The 16,255-nt window shown below is 67.6% G+C and carries 15 protein-coding genes; 9 read left to right on the forward strand and 6 right to left on the reverse strand.

All coding sequences use genetic code 11. The annotated features are described in order from the left end of the window. Entirely contained in the window at positions 1–663 is a 663-nt protein-coding gene (locus ACFY3L_RS29365) for a hypothetical protein (RefSeq protein ID WP_389330888.1), read from the forward strand. Then, on the forward strand, positions 660–3,794 hold the full coding sequence (locus tag ACFY3L_RS29370; protein WP_389330891.1) for an ATP-binding protein: 3,135 nt from the start codon (positions 660–662) through the stop codon (positions 3,792–3,794). The genes ACFY3L_RS29365 and ACFY3L_RS29370 overlap by 4 nt, the downstream gene beginning before the upstream one ends. Before the next feature lie 47 nt (positions 3,795–3,841). Here ACFY3L_RS29370 and ACFY3L_RS29375 read toward each other — a convergent pair whose 3' ends face one another. Next, positions 3,842–4,990, reverse strand: a complete 1,149-nt coding sequence (locus ACFY3L_RS29375) for a DUF6884 domain-containing protein (protein ID WP_389330894.1) — start codon at positions 4,988–4,990, stop codon at positions 3,842–3,844. On the opposite strand from ACFY3L_RS29375, the gene ACFY3L_RS29380 reads away from it, so the two are divergent. After that, positions 4,989–5,411, forward strand: coding sequence for a hypothetical protein (locus ACFY3L_RS29380; RefSeq protein ID WP_389330897.1), 423 nt, complete (start codon positions 4,989–4,991; stop codon positions 5,409–5,411). The two genes, ACFY3L_RS29375 and ACFY3L_RS29380, sit on opposite strands and share 2 nt — an antisense overlap. A gap of 9 nt (positions 5,412–5,420) precedes the next feature. On the opposite strand, the gene ACFY3L_RS29385 is transcribed toward ACFY3L_RS29380, so the two are convergent. Further along, positions 5,421–6,974, reverse strand: coding sequence for a restriction endonuclease (locus ACFY3L_RS29385; protein ID WP_389330899.1), 1,554 nt, complete (start codon positions 6,972–6,974; stop codon positions 5,421–5,423). Positions 6,975–7,248: 274 nt separating this feature from the next. On the opposite strand from ACFY3L_RS29385, the gene ACFY3L_RS29390 reads away from it, so the two are divergent. After that, on the forward strand, positions 7,249–8,436 hold the full coding sequence (locus ACFY3L_RS29390) for a helix-turn-helix transcriptional regulator (protein ID WP_389330902.1): 1,188 nt from the start codon (positions 7,249–7,251) through the stop codon (positions 8,434–8,436). Beyond that, positions 8,433–8,954 carry an NUDIX domain-containing protein gene (locus ACFY3L_RS29395; protein ID WP_389330905.1) on the forward strand — a complete coding sequence of 174 codons (522 nt, stop codon included), beginning with the start codon at positions 8,433–8,435 and terminating at the stop codon, positions 8,952–8,954. Before ACFY3L_RS29390 ends, ACFY3L_RS29395 begins: the two co-directional genes overlap by 4 nt. Before the next feature lie 4 nt (positions 8,955–8,958). Here ACFY3L_RS29395 and ACFY3L_RS29400 read toward each other — a convergent pair whose 3' ends face one another. Continuing rightward, positions 8,959–9,408: a hypothetical protein gene (locus tag ACFY3L_RS29400; protein WP_389330908.1), complete on the reverse strand. Its 450-nt coding sequence runs from the start codon at positions 9,406–9,408 to the stop codon at positions 8,959–8,961. Between the two features lie 250 nt (positions 9,409–9,658). Here ACFY3L_RS29400 and ACFY3L_RS29405 point away from each other — a divergent pair, with 250 nt between their 5' ends. Further along, positions 9,659–10,897 carry a hypothetical protein gene (locus ACFY3L_RS29405; RefSeq protein ID WP_389330911.1) on the forward strand — a complete coding sequence of 413 codons (1,239 nt, stop codon included), beginning with the start codon at positions 9,659–9,661 and terminating at the stop codon, positions 10,895–10,897. A gap of 23 nt (positions 10,898–10,920) precedes the next feature. Here the strand turns inward: ACFY3L_RS29405 and ACFY3L_RS29410 are convergent, their stop codons facing one another. The 3 genes from ACFY3L_RS29410 to ACFY3L_RS29420 are packed head-to-tail and all read right to left on the reverse strand — an operon-like array spanning position 10,921 to position 13,099. Further along, positions 10,921–11,694, reverse strand: a complete 774-nt coding sequence (locus ACFY3L_RS29410) for a hypothetical protein (protein ID WP_389330914.1) — start codon at positions 11,692–11,694, stop codon at positions 10,921–10,923. An 8-nt stretch (positions 11,695–11,702) separates the two neighbouring features. Next, positions 11,703–12,797 carry a hypothetical protein gene (locus ACFY3L_RS29415; protein WP_389330917.1) on the reverse strand — a complete coding sequence of 365 codons (1,095 nt, stop codon included), beginning with the start codon at positions 12,795–12,797 and terminating at the stop codon, positions 11,703–11,705. Further along, entirely contained in the window at positions 12,794–13,099 is a 306-nt protein-coding gene (locus ACFY3L_RS29420) for a hypothetical protein (RefSeq protein ID WP_389330919.1), read from the reverse strand. Before ACFY3L_RS29420 ends, ACFY3L_RS29415 begins: the two co-directional genes overlap by 4 nt. Positions 13,100–13,164: 65 nt before the next feature. On the opposite strand from ACFY3L_RS29420, the gene ACFY3L_RS29425 reads away from it, so the two are divergent. The 3 genes from ACFY3L_RS29425 (at position 13,165) to ACFY3L_RS29435 (ending at position 16,108) form a co-directional block, all read left to right on the forward strand. After that, positions 13,165–13,698, forward strand: coding sequence for a DUF5753 domain-containing protein (locus tag ACFY3L_RS29425; protein WP_389330922.1), 534 nt, complete (start codon positions 13,165–13,167; stop codon positions 13,696–13,698). Continuing rightward, positions 13,691–13,888, forward strand: coding sequence for a DUF397 domain-containing protein (locus ACFY3L_RS29430; RefSeq protein ID WP_389330925.1), 198 nt, complete (start codon positions 13,691–13,693; stop codon positions 13,886–13,888). The genes ACFY3L_RS29425 and ACFY3L_RS29430 overlap by 8 nt, the downstream gene beginning before the upstream one ends. A gap of 300 nt (positions 13,889–14,188) precedes the next feature. After that, the gene (locus ACFY3L_RS29435; RefSeq protein WP_389330928.1) at positions 14,189–16,108 is read left to right on the forward strand and encodes a hypothetical protein; all 1,920 of its coding nucleotides are present in this window, start codon (positions 14,189–14,191) and stop codon (positions 16,106–16,108) included. The last annotated feature ends 147 nt before the right edge of the window (positions 16,109–16,255 follow it).

Genomic DNA, 16,255 nt, shown 5'->3' on the forward strand with positions numbered 1-16,255 from the left:
ATGCCAACCTCCGACGACGTTCCAGCCCTCACCCCCAACCAGATCCTCGCGCTCGTCGTGCTGATGTCCGAGGCCCGCGAGCTCGACAACAACGAGCTGAAGGAGCTGGCCGGTTTCGCACTCACCGGTGCGGACAACGTGAAGCTGGAGAAGAAGCTCGGACTGGTGGAGACCAACCGGTCGCACCGGCCGTTCTCGCATCAGTTGACCGAGCAGGGCTGGCGGGTCATGCGCCAGCTCCACACCACGGAGCCGCCGAAGGCAGGCAAATCGTCGTCGCGGACCATCCTGACGCTGCTCGGCAATTTGCACCGGTCGCTGGAGCAACTGCAGCGCACGCATGGCGTGAAGGTCAGCGTCGGCGAGTTCTTCATGCAGCACGCCGAACCGGCGGCCGAGGGCGACGCCGAGTCCCGCATCCGCGTCGCGTACGCCGCGCTGGCGGCGAAGCCCGGTGACTGGGTCGGGCTCGCCGACCTGCGGGACGAGCTCACCGACCTGCGCCGGGACGAGGTCGACGACGCGCTGCTCGCGCTGCTAGACCAGGACGGGGTCCGGATCATCCCGGCCGCCAACACCAAGGCCCTCACCAACCGGGATCTGGCCGCGGCGGTCAAGATCGGTGGAGAGGACAACCACGCCCTGGCCATCGGCCAGCCGTGATTCCCGCTGCCGAGCGCGCCGCCCTTGAAGCGCTGCACTTCAACCCGGCGCCCACCCCCGACGACATCTGGCACGCATCGCCCTACGACGTACCCGAGCTGCACGAACGCGCGGTCCGCGAGATCCTCAGCGGGGTCGGCCGGGCGCGCCGCAGCGACACCATCACCCCGCTCAGCGTCGCGCTGCAGGGCCGTGCCGGCGCGGGCAAGACCCACCTGCTCGGCGCGGTCCGCGAGACCATCCAGCGCGCCGATGGTGGTGGATACTTCTTCCTCGTCAAATTGATCAATGGCAGGACGTTCTGGGAAAGTACCGTTCAGGGCATCCTGAACGGTCTGACCCGTGACATCGCCGGCCTGGGCACCCAGCTCAAGACGTTCCTGCGCCGGCTCACCCCGCAGCTCGGGATCCCGGCCGACGTCCGCGACGCGATCATGGGCAACGACACCCTCACGCGTGCGGACCTCGACATCTTCATCACCGCCCTGCGGCAGTACGACAACGTCACCGGCCGCGAGTGCCAGGACACCGCACGGGCGTTGGTGCTGTACGGCTCGCTCAACTTCGATCACCAGGACATCGGTCAGGCCCATCTCGTCTCTGAGCCGACCGAGCTGTCAGACCGCACCGACTGGGGGTTCACGGCGGCGGTCCGCAAACCGCAGGAGGTCGTCAGCGACATCTCGCGGCTCATCGCCCTGACGCTCAGCCCGAGCGTGATCGCCATCGACCAGCTCGACACGCTGTTCGCACAGACCACGACGGCGTTCTTCAACCGCAGCGAGGCGCTCGACCCGGACCAGACCGCGACCGTGGGTCCGATCGCCGACGGGCTGCTGACCCTGCGCGAGGTCACCCAGCGGACCCTCGTGGTGATGTCATGCCTGCCCGACACCTGGGAGCTGCTGAAACGGGGCACACCGAGCCCCGTGATCCAACGGTTCCGGGAGACCCAGCTGCCCGACCGGATCGACAGCCCGGACATCGCGCGTCTGATCGTCGAGAAGCGGTTCGCCGAGGCGTACGGGTCCGAGCACTTCCGCCCGCTGTACCCGACCTGGCCGATCCGGGAGGAGGCGTTCGAGGACGCCCGGCGGTTCACGCCGAGGACGCTCCTGCAGCGGGTCGACCACCACATCCGCCAGTGCCTGGACAAGGACGCTGTCGAGGAGCTCGTCCGGTTCCCCGAGACGGTGCCGGGGCCGACCTCACCGCCGCCGCCAACCGACAACCCTGCGGATCTGGCACCCCTCGACGCGATGTTCGAGCAGTTCGTGAACACGGCCGACGTCACCGGCGCGCTCGGCCGGTTCACCGAGGACGCCGAGATGCCGCCGCTGCTCGCCGCCGGGATCCAGGCGTGGATCGACGAGCAGGCCCCCAGCGGCGTGGTCTACAAGCAGGACCCGAAGCCGAGCCCGAAGCCCGCGCTGCACGGCCGCCTCATCGAGGTCGTCGACGAGGCCACCGAGAACGAGGCGCACTGGGCCTTCCGCGCCATCGCGCACACCAACGCCCGGGCGGCGACCGCCCGGATCAAGGACGCGTGCACGATGGCAGGCCTTGACCTCGCGATCCCGCAACGCCGGCTGGTCCTGCTCCGGCAGCAGCCGTGGCCGACCGGCGCCCGTACCAAGGAAACCGTCGACGCGTTCCTCGCCGCGGGCGGCGTGTGGCACCGGATCAGTGAACAGGATCTGAAGACGTTCGACGCGCTCCGGCGCATGCAGACCGCTCAGCATGCGCTGCTCGGCGAGTGGCTGGTGGCCCGCCGTCCGGCGAGCCGGACCGAACTCTTCAGCGCGGTCCTGGCGCCGCACCGCGGCTCCCCGCAGCCGACGGACGGTCATGACGTCGGCCCTGGGCAGCCGACCTCCCCGAAGTCGGCGGACGTGACCGGCGACGGTCACTCCATCGGCCTCGGGCGCCTGATCAACGACGACACCCCGTTCAGGGTCGACCTCGAATCCCTGCGCAGGCACACCGTCGTCTTCGCCGGATCGGGATCCGGCAAGACCGTCCTCATCCGTCGCCTCGTCGAAGAGTGCGCCCGGCAAGGCGTGTCGTCCATCGTCCTGGACCCCAACAACGACCTGGCCCGGCTCGGCGATCCCTGGCCCGAGCCACCCGCCGGCTGGGGTACCGGCGACGACCTGCGCGCCCAGGACTACCTGGAGCACACCGATGTCGCCGTGTGGACCCCGAACGTCAGCAGCGGCCGTCCGCTGACGTTTCAGCCGCTACCGGACTTCGCTCCGCTGCGTGACTCGCGGGACGAGTTCGACCAGGCTGTCCGCGCCGCGGTCGAAGCACTCGCCCCGCGCGCCGGCGCCAGCGGCACCACCCGGCTCGCCGCACAGAGCAAGGCGGTGCTCACCGAAGCCCTGCAGGTGTACGCCCGCAGCGGCAAGGTCGGACTGGAAGGCTTCACCGACTTCCTCGCCGACCTGCCCGACGACGTGAGCCGGATGACCCGCGCCAACAAGCTCGCCCACGACCTGTCCGAGACGCTCAAGGCCGCCATGGTCAACGACCCGCTCTTCGGCGGCCGCGGCACCGCCGCCGACCCGGGGACCCTGCTGACCCCGCCGCCGGGCAAACGCGCCCGGGTGTCGGTGATCAGCTTCATCGGCCTCATGTCGGACACGGAGAAGCAGAGCTTCGTCAACCAGCTGCAGATGGCCCTGTTCACCTGGCTCAAGCGCAACCCCGCCGGCGACCGCCCTCTCGGCGGACTGTTCATCATGGACGAGGCCCAGACCCTCGCACCCTCGTCCGGCACGACGACCGCCACCGCGAGCACCATCACCCTCGCGTCGCAGGCCCGCAAGTACGGCCTGGGTCTGGTCTTCGCCACGCAGGCACCGAAAGGCCTGCACAACCAGATCTCCGGCAACGCCACCACGCAGTTCTTCGGCCTGCTGAACTCCCCGGCCCAGATCGATGCCGCCCGGGAGCTCGCCCAGGCCAAGGGCGGCAAGCTGCCGGACATCGGCCTGCTCGGCAGCGGCCAGTTCTACGCCGCAGGCGAGGGCTTCTCGTTCGTGAAGGTCCGGACACCGCTGTGTCTCACCCACCACCCGAAGGCACCCCTGTCCCCGGAAGAGGTCATCGAACGAGCCAGGCGATAACGCACGATGTCGGGAGCGCCACGCATACGAGGCGCTCCTGACATCCGTCAGATCTGTGCGGCGCGCTGGATGTCCTTCGGACACGCATCGGCCAATGGGCAACTACCGCAGGTTGGTGTTCCGGGGCCGCACCATCGCCTGCCAATCAGCCAGGCCGGAAAGTCGAGCTCACCCGGTCGTTCCGGATGGAGCCATCGGGCCACCTCAACCATATGATCCAAGTCGTCGACCTCGGCAAGTCGGGTGCGCAAGAACACCCGACGCACATGCACGTCGTAGGCGATGTCGCTGCCAGACAGCTCGCGGACCTCGACACCGAGGTCGCGGTGGAGGATCTCGACCGCCATGGCTGCCTTCTTCTGCCCGATGCCAGGGAACCGCCGCAGCCGGGCGTTGAGCGCTGCGGCCCGTGGACGGTCGTTCCAAATCCTGCGGGCGTCGCCGTCGTATTGCGTCACCACGATCCGTGCCGCGTGGACGAGCCAGGCAGGCAGGTTGTTGACGTACCGGTGCAGAGCGGGCGACTGCGACACGGCCGCTCGGACGGTGTCGGGCTCGGCGACGAAGCGCTTCGGATCGAGGTGCCCAAGATGCTTCTGCAGGTCGTGCGGTGCACGCCAGGCGCGTTCAGCGGGGATTCCCTGATCGAACACAACTGCCAGCAGAAACGCGAACGGATCCGCGAGGAGCAGCGCGTTGGCTTCGGGAGAGGCAGTGAACACCGGTTCGGTGCCAGCTCGATCCTCGCGGTGTTCCCGCCCATAGCGAAGCAACGCCGCTACCACGCCGGCCGAAGCAGGGTCGCCAGCGGAGACCGCCTCAATCGGACCGTCGATGACAGGCAAGTCTCCACCGAACGTCGTGTTCGGTTGTTCCTGGCGGTACCACGCCAATTGCCGCCCGAGTCCGAGTCCAGCCAACGGCTGTTGCACCTGTGCTCCGGCCTCAACCAACAACGGCACGACAGCCGCCGCGTACTCTTCGCCGGCATGGATGTCGACGACGAGCCCCCGAAGAGTCGGCTCGGTTGCTTGGAGCTTGGCGACTACCCACTGTCCCCATGCCCGTCGGTAGGCACTGCTGCGTTGTCCGAGTGCCGTGTCGTAGGGCTCCAGCAGCATGTCCGGCCGAATCAGGCCGTGTTCGGCGCTGAGAATGACGAGGACGGTCTTTCTGACCCTCTTGGGCACCAGCATGTTGCACACCACCCGAGCCGATGCGGCGGCGATCCTCGACGAGCATGCCGCCGAGCTCGAGCTCCAAGATGACGACGAGGAGGCAGACGCCTGGTTCACCGAGGCGATGCGTGTGGTCCTTCGCACGGAGACAGAGGGCGACCCGCACGCCGTGTATCGCGTCCTGGATCGCGAGAGTGGCAGCAGCGACCCGGTCATCGCAGCGGCGGCGTCGAAGCTCATCCGGGTCGTCGAAGATCTCCGGTTCGCTGCCCGTGGCCTGCACTTTGCGCTGGCGGCCGCAGTGAGTGCCTGCCGCTTGCTCACGATCCGTGTCGCGGTACCTGACCTGCGATGGGGAAGCGCGGAGCTTGTGGAACAGCCGGTCGGCGTGTACCTCGCTGAGTTGATGCGGCAGGCAGTCGAACGAGGTGAGCTGTAGGACGCAGGCTTACAGTCCGCCGTTGCCAGCCGGGCCGAGTCGGCCCGGTAGACCGTATTGGGCGAGCAGCGTCACCAGTTCTTGGCCGGTGATGAGTGTCAAGGGCTTGTCACGGGCGAACTCGTACGAGCCCGGGCCGAACCCTGACGTCGTCACCAGGATCCCCTTCGTCGCACCGCGGTGTTGGACGACGCCGTACAGCTCGCGCACGACGCTGGGTGAGACGGTGGCCCGGTAGCGCTTGACCTGGATGACGATCAAGCCGCCAGTGATCGGATCGGCGTCTTCGGCTATTACGTCGACGCCCTCGTCGCCGGTGCGGTCAGTGGTCATGACGTTGAGCCCTCGAGCGCGGAAGAGGTCCGCGACGAGGTCCTCGAACCGCAGCGGGTCCATCTCGTACAGATCGATGTCGTCGTCCTCGGACGTGATGGCGCCGGATACTGCCTCCGGTCGGCGACCAGGCCGGACTGCAACGAGGCGATCTGGTTTGGCCGAGACCTGGCCACGCAGCGCGGTAATGCAGTCGGCGGCGTCCACCCGGGTCAACTGCATGCCGCGAAGGTCATCGCGGCGGATTGTCACAGTCACCAGGCACCGGTCTTCATCCATGCCGGTGGCTGGGTCGCGTCCGGCGACGAACCCGTTGATCGCCACCGAGTCAAGGTGTCCGTGATGATCCGCGCGGAACGCGTCAGCCACCACGCGGAGGCAGGACTGCGACAACACGTCGCGGTACAGCGCAGTTCGCTGCGCTGCGGGCATCGCGATCCGCTTGAGCTCGTCAGTGCTCTTGACGTACCGGATCCGGCTGGCATCTGGCACGACGTCGAGGGTGGGCAACTGCCAGTCGACGATCAGTTGGCGAGCGTCGGCGTCCCAGGCTGTTCTGACTTCACGGGGAAACTGCACAGGCCACGCCTGGCCGGCACAGAACACCGCGGCGAAGTACTCGGCGACGGCGTCCGGACGTCCGGCGCGGAGGCCGAGGCTGACTTCATCGATGCGAGCGTTGTATGCCGCTGCGTGCTCAGCCTGCGCTTGCATCCATGCGTTGTGTTGCTGGCGGAGCTCCTCCAACCGGCGCTGACGGAAGAGTTCCGCAGCTTGCGCACCGTGCCAGTCGCGTTCGAACTGGCTCCGGAGGCGACTCGTCTCCTCCTCGTGTCTCCGCCGGGTCGCAGGGTTGAGGAGTTGCATTGCGGTGAGCGCCGGCGGCTGGTACCGCGCCGGGTTTGGCATCGGAATTGGAAGGGCGAGCCGACCCGGGTTGAAGGCGACGTTCGGCGGTACTGCCCGCAGGTGCGCGAGCTGAATCGGTGGGCACGCGGCGCCGGCGGCGAGGATCGCTCGCAGTGCGCTGAGCTGCCGCTCCAGATCGGCGGTCTGTTGGGCGGCCTCGGACTCCCGGGCGTTCTGGTAGGCGGCCATGGCTGCCTTGTGCGCACCGGCCGCCGCGCGCTGGGCTGCTCTCTGCGCCTTCTCGTACTGCTGTTGCGCAGCCTCCCAGGCGCGGTGCTGTGCCCATTGCTGTCGCTGATGACGCCGTTGTGCTTCGACCAAGATGCTGAGTGTCCCGCCACGTCGGCCCCGCGTCATCGGTAACTCCTTCCGGCGCGAGTCGACCGCGCAAGCCGCAGCACGAGATGACCCTAAAGCCGTTCCTGGGAAGCCAGTACGGCTGATGCGGCAGCGTCAATGACTGTTCGGCGGAGTTGCGACGTAGCCGATGTATCCGAGCGAGGGTAGGCCGCCAACTACTGCGCAGTTTTGATGCAGTGCGTTGCTCCAGGAGGCCCCATGTGGGGGAATGTTCTAGAACAGGAGGTTCGGTAGCGTGCGACGACGGGCGCTGGCTCAGCGGCGAAAAGACGTCGGCCTCAGCCAGGAGAGGCTGGCTGAGGTCCTGAGAGTTGATCGTTCGACCGTGGTGCGGTGGGAGCGTGCCGAGACCTCGCCGCAACCGTGCTATCGCCCCGGACTCGCTGAAGCACTCGAAGTCTCAATCGAAGAGCTGGCGCGCCTTCTCGCAGCAGACGCAGCAGTACCTGATGTAGTTGTTCCAGTACTGCGGACGTTTCCTGAGGGCGATGACCTCAAGATGGTGCGGTCATTGCGCCAGGCGGACAGTTCGATGGGCGGCGCGCGTCTATACGCCAATGTCTCCAATTATCTTCAGTACGACGTTGCACCTCGCATGTTCGGGCTTGTGTCAGACCGCGGTCGCGATGAGGTCTTTGCGGTTGCCGCCGGACTGACAGAGATGGCTGGATGGATGGCGCACGATGCCGGCGCCGACGCTGTAACCGGAAGACACTTCCAGCAGGCGCTCCAGTTCGCCACGATCGCGCACGACAGTCAGCTCCAAGCCCACATCTGTGGAAGCCTCAGCCACCTATCTCTACACCTCAATCGCCCTGACCAGGCCCTGAAGCACTCGAACCAAGGTCAGGACCGGTTGAAGGCGGGCCCGTCACATGCGGGCCTGGCGGCGAAGTTGTTCGCGCTCCAGGCGCGCGGGCATGCAGCGGTTGGCGATCGGGCCGGGTGCCTGGATCACCTCCGTCATGCCGAACGCGCGCTGGGTCGTACTGCAGCATCTGGCTCGGTCTGGGTGAGTCGCTTCGATGAAGCGTCGCTGGCGTTGGAGGCTTCCCGTTGCCTCCGGCGAATCGGACAATTCGGCGCGGCCCGCGCCGCTGCGGAGCAGGCAGTCGTTGCGCGCACTTCCGAGCGTGCTCGCAGTCGTGCGTTGTCGCAGCTGGAGCTCGCCGCGACGCTGGTTGCCCAGGCACTCCCGGAGGAGGCCTGCGAGATCGCATCGGATGCGCTGCGCTCGACGAGCGCACTAGGCTCGGCAGTTGTGATGCGGCAGCTTGAGGACATCGGACGACGGCTCGTGCCGTTCCAGCCGAATGACGGTGTCGCCACCTTCCTCGCGATGCTGCAGAGCGACCTTCGAGACCGGCGATGGCTCGCTCGTTGGCGCCCGAGCCGGAATTCGGTAGGCGGCTCGCCGGCATGAGTTCGGACATTCCGCTGTACGAGCGCGATCCCGCCGCTTGGCGCGCGCATCTCGCGGAAGGCAACCGGATCCAGCCACGCAAGCGGGTCAGCGCCGATGTGCTCTTCCGAGATGACGGCGGCCGGATCTTGCTGGTCGACCCGCAGTACAAGCCGGCCTGGGACTTACCGGGCGGCATGGTTGAGGCGAATGAGCCGCCGCTGACTGCCGCCATTCGTGAGGTGGCCGAGGAACTCGGACTGGAGTACGCCGGCGGCGACCTGCTCGTCGTTGATTGGGTCGCGCCACACGAACCGTGGGACGACCTGCTGGCGTTCATCTTCGACGGTGGCGTGCTGAGCGCGGACCAGCAGCGTTCGATTCGACTGGAGGACGGCGAGCTGAACGCGGCTCGATTCTGCACGGTCCCGGAGGCGAGAACGTTGCTGAGGCCGTACGTCTCGCGTCGGGTCGATCAGGCCCTCGACGCGTTCGCGACAGGGCGGACGCACTACCTGCACGATGGGTGTCGCAGCTAAACGTTCACGCGCACCGCGACGGGGGCGTCGGCGCGGCAAAACGAGCCAGCCACGCCGCGGCCGGAGGTGCACCGGTGCGGCGACGGCTGCGCAGGTCGGCTACGTGTCGTTGCCAGCCCTTGTAGCAGAGCTCGTCGGTGTCGGCGGGGAACGGCGGTGACACCGGCGCATCTTCGGCGGGAAGCGACGCCCGATCTACCTCGGCGGTGTAGTCGCCGGCGAACCACCGAAGTCCTGAAAACGGCGCCCAGCTGTCGTACTCGGCCCTCGCCTTGGGTGAAAGCCGCAGCCAGCATTCGACGATGTCCGCAACGACGAGGGCCCGGTCGTCGTGGTCTTCTACGACGTCGTGGATGAGTGCGATCACATCGATCGCAACCTCCACTTCGAGCAGCGCGTAGGCAATGGCGCTCGATTCCGCGGAGGGCCTTGGCGGCCGGATGCTCCTGGTCATAGGTACATCGAACGTGTTGGGCAAGGCGTTGAACAGCGCAGAAGGTGCGCAATGAACGCGCGTCAGTACTCCAACGTCACTTCGATCCGTCACGTAGGAGCCTGCGCTGGTGGGACCGACGGACTGGCCCTGCTGGCCGCCGCCGTAAGCGTCCACACGACTGAATGGCAGGCAGCCGAGCGAGGTGAACCGTAGGCGCGCCAGACCCGAAGTCGCTCAATGCCTGCCACCGTTGTGGTGCACTGTCGGAATGAGTCCGAAGAGTCGTGGACGCCCGGCTGGGCGGGGTAAGCCGAAGTCCCGCCGGCAGGGGCCCGTCCGGCAGCTGCGGCTCTCCGACCGGCTGGTCCACGCGGCTCGGGACCTGCTCGCCTACACCGATCGCCTCGAGGTCGAGCAGTGGGCGTCCGGGTGGCTCGGGCAGGCGTGGCTGCAGGCGCCGCTCGGTGACCGGGAAGCGGAGCACACCTTCATCCTCGAGGTCGTCGGCCGCTGCATCTCCCACCCGTCCCCGCAAGGCCTGGCCGCCGTGGTCGCGCTGCGGATGGTGGCCCAGCCCAGCGACCACAAGCTGCTCGACGGGACGATCGAGATCCTGCAAGAGTCTCAGCCGGCGCCGCCCTGGCCCGATGCGGCATTTTCGCCGGTACGAGCCATGCGCGCCGTCGACGTCTATGACAGCGAGCGGGTCCTGTTCATCGAGTATGGGACGCACACTCTCCTCGCGCAGATCCTTACCAGCGGCGGCACCGTCGTGGAGCAGCTCCAGCTGCTGCAGACCGGAGCCGCCGAAGTGTGGGAGGACACGCGGGAGGACGACGAGGTGCCGATGCCGATCGAGGAGGTGCCGGTCGCCGACGCGCTCGCCGACCTCGCTGACGCGCTGCGGCACACCGACATGCTGTGGCCGCGGCACGACGACGAGGACTTCGTCGACCTGCGGGCGCTCGCGTGGGCGCGCTGCCGCGAGCACCTGCCGGAGTGGCCCGAGTTCGTCGCGTTGAGCGACGCGGACCGGCACGAGCTCATCGAGGCCTTCGTCGGGCAGACGGTGGATTCCGAGGCGTACCGGCGGCTGGCCGACCTCTTCCTCGACTACGGCGACGGGTACCTCAACAACCGCCCCCTCGGCTGGAGCCCCGGCGCGGTCGGCATGTTCCTCGCCGACTGGCTGCCGCGAAAGGCGTTCCTCGACGATGACGAGCGGGCCGCCCTGCCTGACGCGCTGCGCAGCTGGGTGCGGTTCGCCCTGGAACGCCGCGGCGTCGCCGACGAGTGGATCACGCCGGTGGTGGCCGACGTCGACATGTGGCTGCCCGAGTTCGAGGCCACGGTCGACGACGAGACATCCTGGGGCCCGGCGAAACAGATCGCGGCCGAGCTGCAGGCCCGCGGTGTCGACCTCACCGACGAGGACGCCGTCGAGGACGTGATCCAGCAGCTCAACGCCGAGAACATCGCCAGGCGCCTGCTCGACCCACCACTGTGACCACAGCTCAGAGGCTCGTGTGGTCAGTCGGGTCGAGCAACCAGGGCGGCGATGAGCGTTGCGAGCCGGGCGGTCGGCACTTCGACGTCGGAGCGGCGTCGACTGCGGCGGGCCAGTTCGTGCAGATGGGCTGCGGCATCGCGGCGCGAGCCTCGCAATGGGGCCTCGTGCAGCCGCCAGCCACCGATCTCGTCGGGTGCGTGACTGTCGCGGATTTCAAGAAGGCGGTAGATGTCCTCGACGTCCCGGGCTTCCAGGCGGGAGCCGTACGCGAGCGCCTTGATGACGAGTGCGAGCTCCACTGTGGGCACCCGCACGGTGAACTCCAGCCTGGTGCCGTCGAGCATCCGTGCTCCGGCCTCGATCACGATGGGGTCGGCGGCCAGGGCGGGGGCGAGTCCAGGGGCTGAATCGAACGCGCGACCTCCGTGTTCCTGGGGTCGGAAGCGTCCGTCGAGCGAAGGTATGAGCAGGTCGACGGCAAGCTCCGGAACGGGGCCACCCGAGACCGCCAGCTCCGGAACCGGCCGCATGTAGCTGTTGCCGCTCGTGGCGGCATACCCGTGTTCGACGAGGCGCTGGTGGATGACGCCGGAGCCGGCGAGCTCGGTCGTGATCGCGGCATCGGCGTCGCGGGTGCGGCGGATGGCGACGCCAGGGACGGGGAAGGCGGTCAGGAGCAGCGAAGCCATCTGCCCGCCGATGATGCGCACGTTCTGGTCGGCGGTGATCGCGCTGATCTCCGCGAGCGATCGGATGGACAGCTCGTCGGCGTACGAGGTGGCGACGAACTCCACGTGACGCTTCAGGACCACAGTCGCTCCCGGAGTGCTAGCGCTCGAAGCTGCTCGACGGCTTCGTCGACGTCGCCGCCGGGTGACCTGCGTAGGTCCCACGCCGCGATCAGCGGGTCGGTGTACCGGCGCCGGCTCTCGCCTGCCATCGACGGCAATTCGCGGGACATGGTCAGGATGGTCGGGTCCCGGGGAGTCCACAACTCGACCGTCGCATCCGCGGACCGTACGGTCGCGAAGCCGTGCTCCTCCAGCGGAGGTTGATCGGCGACATAGGCGATGACGCGGTCCGGACGTCGCCATGGTGCGTACAGATCGGCGGCGAGGTCACCGGACACGACTGGTGGGGCGCCGCCTCGGTCCCGTGCGACCTGTTCGATCCGGGCGAGCTGCGCCGCGACGTCTCCGGTCGCCGACCAGTACGTGGTCAGGCCGCGTGGCCCCGGGTACTCCAGCATGAACCGGTCCCAGCACCCTGCCCGGTCTATCACCTGCCATCCGCCCGAGGTGCGCGCCACCAGCTCGTCGGCCAGCGGAAGCTGCTTGCCGATCGCAACGTGCGACATCCCGAGCCGGCGCGCAATCTCCGACTGCGACAACGGCTCGGCAGCGCTCAGCGCGAACAGCCGGAGCATCGCCAGCCGGGCCCAGCTGGAGCGCCCCGGACGCACAGGAGCGGCCGGCCGTTGCTCACCGGCCTGGTGTACCTCACCCCGGAAGTGGACGACCGCGTCGTCGACCGCTGCGTACGCGATGCGGTGATCCCGCTCGGCAGCTTGCCTCAAGGCACGTCCCGCTCGCGCGACCACGAAGAGCACTCCGTCGACATGCGGCCGGAGCGCCGCCACGGCACGGTCGATCTCACCCGGGCTCGGCGAATGGCGCAGCAGCATCACCTGGTGACGCGACCGCTGGCCGTCGCCGACGCCGATCTCGACCTCGGTGCTACCTACAACTCGCCGATCCAGGCCGGCATCCAGCAGCAGCTCGACGCCGTCACTACTGTCCACCTCCTCAATGTAACCTACATAGAAATTTTCTAGGTAGGTTACAACATGCAGGTCGGCGACTTGCCGCGGCTTGTGGTGGTAGACGCCTACGGTCAAGCGTCAACCAGTTCGGCGAGGGCACGACGGGCGGCGTCGGCTGTGGTGCTCGGAAGCAGCAACTCCCGGCCGGCGATGGGTTCGGTCAGGTGCCATGGTTGGCCGTTGGAAAGTTGGAGCATCGACAGCTCGATGTGTTCCTCGGTGCCGTCGGGGTCGGCGAGTTTGCAGATGACGAGGTTGATAGCCGGGTCGTCGGTCTTGAGGAACAGTGGCTCGGAGCGGTGGTATTCGTCGCCGTCGGGCAGGTAGGCGGTGCACGCGGTCCGCGAGCACCAGTCTGGGTGGAACTCAGCGTTCACGGTTCTCCTTGCGGTGTGCGGCTGCCCGTGAGCCCGGCCTCGTTGAGGCTGCCCTTCGGGTCGCAGTGTGGGGATCTCGATCGAGCCGGCCATCACCACCTGCCTCCGTTCGCCCGCCAGATGCCGCCCCGGGTCAGCAGCGGGAGAAGGTCGCTCGGCTGGTTGCTTTGCGGATGGAGCGGCAACGGCTGCTCGCACGACGCGCCCCGCGTCCACCGGCACTGGACGTCATCCTCGACGAGGCAGTGCTCCGGCGGCCCATCGGCGGCGCCGCTGGCATGCAGGCCCAGCTCCGACGCCTCGCTGGGGCATCGGACGCCAAGAATGTCCACGTGCGGGTGCTACCGCTCTCGGCAGGCCCACACCGCGCGACGCAGAGCGGTCCGTTCGTGATCCTCGACTTCCGGGCAGAAGGTCATCGGCCGGCCGAGCCGACCACGGTGTACAGCGAAGGCCTGACCGGCGCCGTCTACCTCGACAAGAAGGTCGAGGTCGAGACATACGAGAGTGCGTGGAACACCTTGGACGACCTGGTCCTCAGCGTGGAAGATTCGAGAGACCTCATGAGCTCGCTCGCCAAGGAGTACGACGATGCATGACCTCACGGGCGCCCGGTGGCGCAAGAGCACGCGCAGTGGCGGCAACGGCGGTAACTGTGTCGAGGTGGCCGACAATCTGCCCGGCATCGTGGCGGTGCGGGACAGCAAGGACCCGAACGGGCCGGCGCTCATCTTTGAGACCGCTGCCTTTGTGGCGTTCGTCGATGGGCTGAAGGGTGATCGCATCTGATGCGACCGGTACAGTGATGTAGCGAACCGGCTGATGTCGGATGACCACACGGCGTAACGGTTCGCGGGTTTGACTGAAGGCTGGGCGGCGGGTCCTGCGGTTCCATGAGGCATGCGCTTATCCCGCTCGCGTCGTGTCCTGGCAGGTGCCTTGGCGGGTGCCGTTGTCGTGGCGACGTTGTCGTTTTCCGAGACCGCTGCGCAGGCTGATCCAGGGGACCGGCCTATCGCCTTTACGAGCAGCAACACCGGTTATCCGGCCGACGGGTGCAACACGGACCTCGGGTCGGCGCACCTTGTCATGGACAACATCAGTGCCGGGGCGGAGCTGTCCGGCACGGCCACCATGGCGGGCAAGGGGTCCAACGACTTCCATTTCCAGCTGATGTTCGTCGACAATTCGTACAGCGTTGTCGAGGAGCTCGCGTACGTCATGTACCAGCGGACACAGGGCGCATACGTGCCGGCCGACTTCACGTATGTGGCGCCCGTGGCCGGCAAGCTTGTCGGGTGCCGGTCGGCGGAGGTCAATGAGGCGGGGCTGTCCGATCCGGCGGGGCTGGTCACCGGGACGGTCAAGGGTGACAGCGGGCCCGGCGCGGCGGCCGGGATCACCGTGAACGGCACGTCGGTGGCGTTGAAAGCCGTCGACACGAAGCCGAACACGGGTGGTTTCAACTGGGGCGTGTACCTGGAGGGCGCCACCGAACCGATCGCTGAGCGGGAGGGTGCCGAGGCGATCGTCAACGGGCTGGCGCCCGGGCGGTACCTCGTGAAACTCGGGTACTGCTCGCTGTCGCAGCCGATCAGCTGTCACGTCGCGACCGGAGAGTTCACCATCACGGCGCCGGTGGATTTCGAGGTTGTCGAGATTCCCGGAAGGGCGCTGTCGCGGAGGTTGGTGGTGCCCGGTCCGGCGGCCGACACCTCGTACACGTGGAGCGTCAACGGCACGCCGCTCGGCGAAAACGGACCGAGTGTGGTGTGGAATGCGCCGCTGCCGGGGACCTATGAGATCGCGATGACCGCGACCAGGAACGGGACCGGGCGGACCGTGCGGCGGCAGGTCACGGTCGGGTACCGCATCGACGTGGTTGACACCCTTGCGAATGGGCTCATGAAGGGTCTGGTCGCGGATCCGAAAGCGCCGTGCGACGGGGACCGGACCGTGCTGACGGTGACGTCGGACATCGGGATCTGGGCGACGCTGCGAACCGCGGCGTCTCCCGCGTTGACTGTTCCGCCTGTACCGGGTGGCACCGCGACGATTGGATTGCTGCCGCCGAACGGTGTCGCGACGTGGACCGGCGGGTGTTTCAACAAGGCCGGGCAGAGCTTCTGGGTGGACGCCGACATCGCCGACAAACGGGCGCTCGCGGCGACGGCGTTGGCTGGGTTCCTGAGCTCCGTCTCGGGCGGCAGAATCGACGTGAACGCAATGACGCGGGCCATGACGTACTGGGAGAACGTCTCCGAATGGCCGCTGCCGAACACCCGCGCCGCGATCGACGAGATGGTTCGGATTTCCCAGGGGAAGGGCAAGATCGCCGTCGCGGGTGGGTACCTGTATGCGGCGCTGACGCTGGAGCCCGAGGCGACCAGGCTGCGGGAGTTCCTGTTCTCGATCCTCGGGGCGGTGCCGGTCATCGGCGACTTCGCGCAGCTCGCGGAGGAGGCGACGAAGGCGTGGCTCGGGCTCGGCGCCGACCCGTACAAACTGGGCGACCGCACGACCGAGGAACAGCTGAAACGGCGTCAGGCCAACCTTCAGGAACGCCTGCCGGACCAGGAGCAGAACGTCATCGACGCGACCACCAAGAAGGCCGAGAAGGACCTGCGGCTCAAGGAAATCGACGACGAAATCACCAGCGTCGGGACGGACCTGAACGCGCGAAAGGCCGAACGTGCGGCGCTCGTGTGCCCGCCGAAGGTGCAGCAGTGCCTGCTCAAGCAGCGGCAGCTCGACGGCGAGATCCAGCGGTTGACGTCGAAGCTGAAGAACCTCGTGGAGAAGGCCCGCCCGCCGGCGCTCGAACGGGCCACCAAGGCCGCCGCGAAACTTCTCGAGGAGGAGAAGGCACTCGCCGCGATGACCAAGGCCATCAAGGTACTCGGCACGGTCGTGCAGCTGTTCAACCAGCTCGCCATGAACGCGGAGCTCGCCATTCGTCTCATGCAAGGGCAGCGCAAGGGCACCATGGAGTTCCGCACCGGCATCTGAGACTCCTCAAGACTTGGTCAACCCGTCGGGTGAAACGCACAACACTTCGACGGTTGTCCCTACTTTCATCGGTATCGGGGGCTGTACCCGCGGCATGCCAGCGCTGCCATGCCGCGGCGGCCTCCACCCCATCCGGAGTTCACGGGG

This window comes from Dactylosporangium sp. NPDC000521 (assembly GCF_042898305.1).
Taxonomy (GTDB): Bacteria; Actinomycetota; Actinomycetes; order Mycobacteriales; family Micromonosporaceae; genus Dactylosporangium.

Coding starts and splice junctions, on each gene's coding strand:
- ACFY3L_RS29365 (WP_389330888.1), top strand. CDS start 1: ATGCCAACCTCCGACGACGTTCCAGCCCTCACCCCCAACCAGATCCTC.
- ACFY3L_RS29380 (WP_389330897.1), top strand. CDS start 4,989: ATGTTGCACACCACCCGAGCCGATGCGGCGGCGATCCTCGACGAGCAT.
- ACFY3L_RS29375 (WP_389330894.1), bottom strand. CDS start 4,990: ATGCTGGTGCCCAAGAGGGTCAGAAAGACCGTCCTCGTCATTCTCAGC.
- ACFY3L_RS29395 (WP_389330905.1), top strand. CDS start 8,433: ATGAGTTCGGACATTCCGCTGTACGAGCGCGATCCCGCCGCTTGGCGC.
- ACFY3L_RS29400 (WP_389330908.1), bottom strand. CDS start 9,408: ATGACCAGGAGCATCCGGCCGCCAAGGCCCTCCGCGGAATCGAGCGCC.
- ACFY3L_RS29405 (WP_389330911.1), top strand. CDS start 9,659: ATGAGTCCGAAGAGTCGTGGACGCCCGGCTGGGCGGGGTAAGCCGAAG.
- ACFY3L_RS29430 (WP_389330925.1), top strand. CDS start 13,691: ATGCATGACCTCACGGGCGCCCGGTGGCGCAAGAGCACGCGCAGTGGC.
- ACFY3L_RS29435 (WP_389330928.1), top strand. CDS start 14,189: ATGGACAACATCAGTGCCGGGGCGGAGCTGTCCGGCACGGCCACCATG.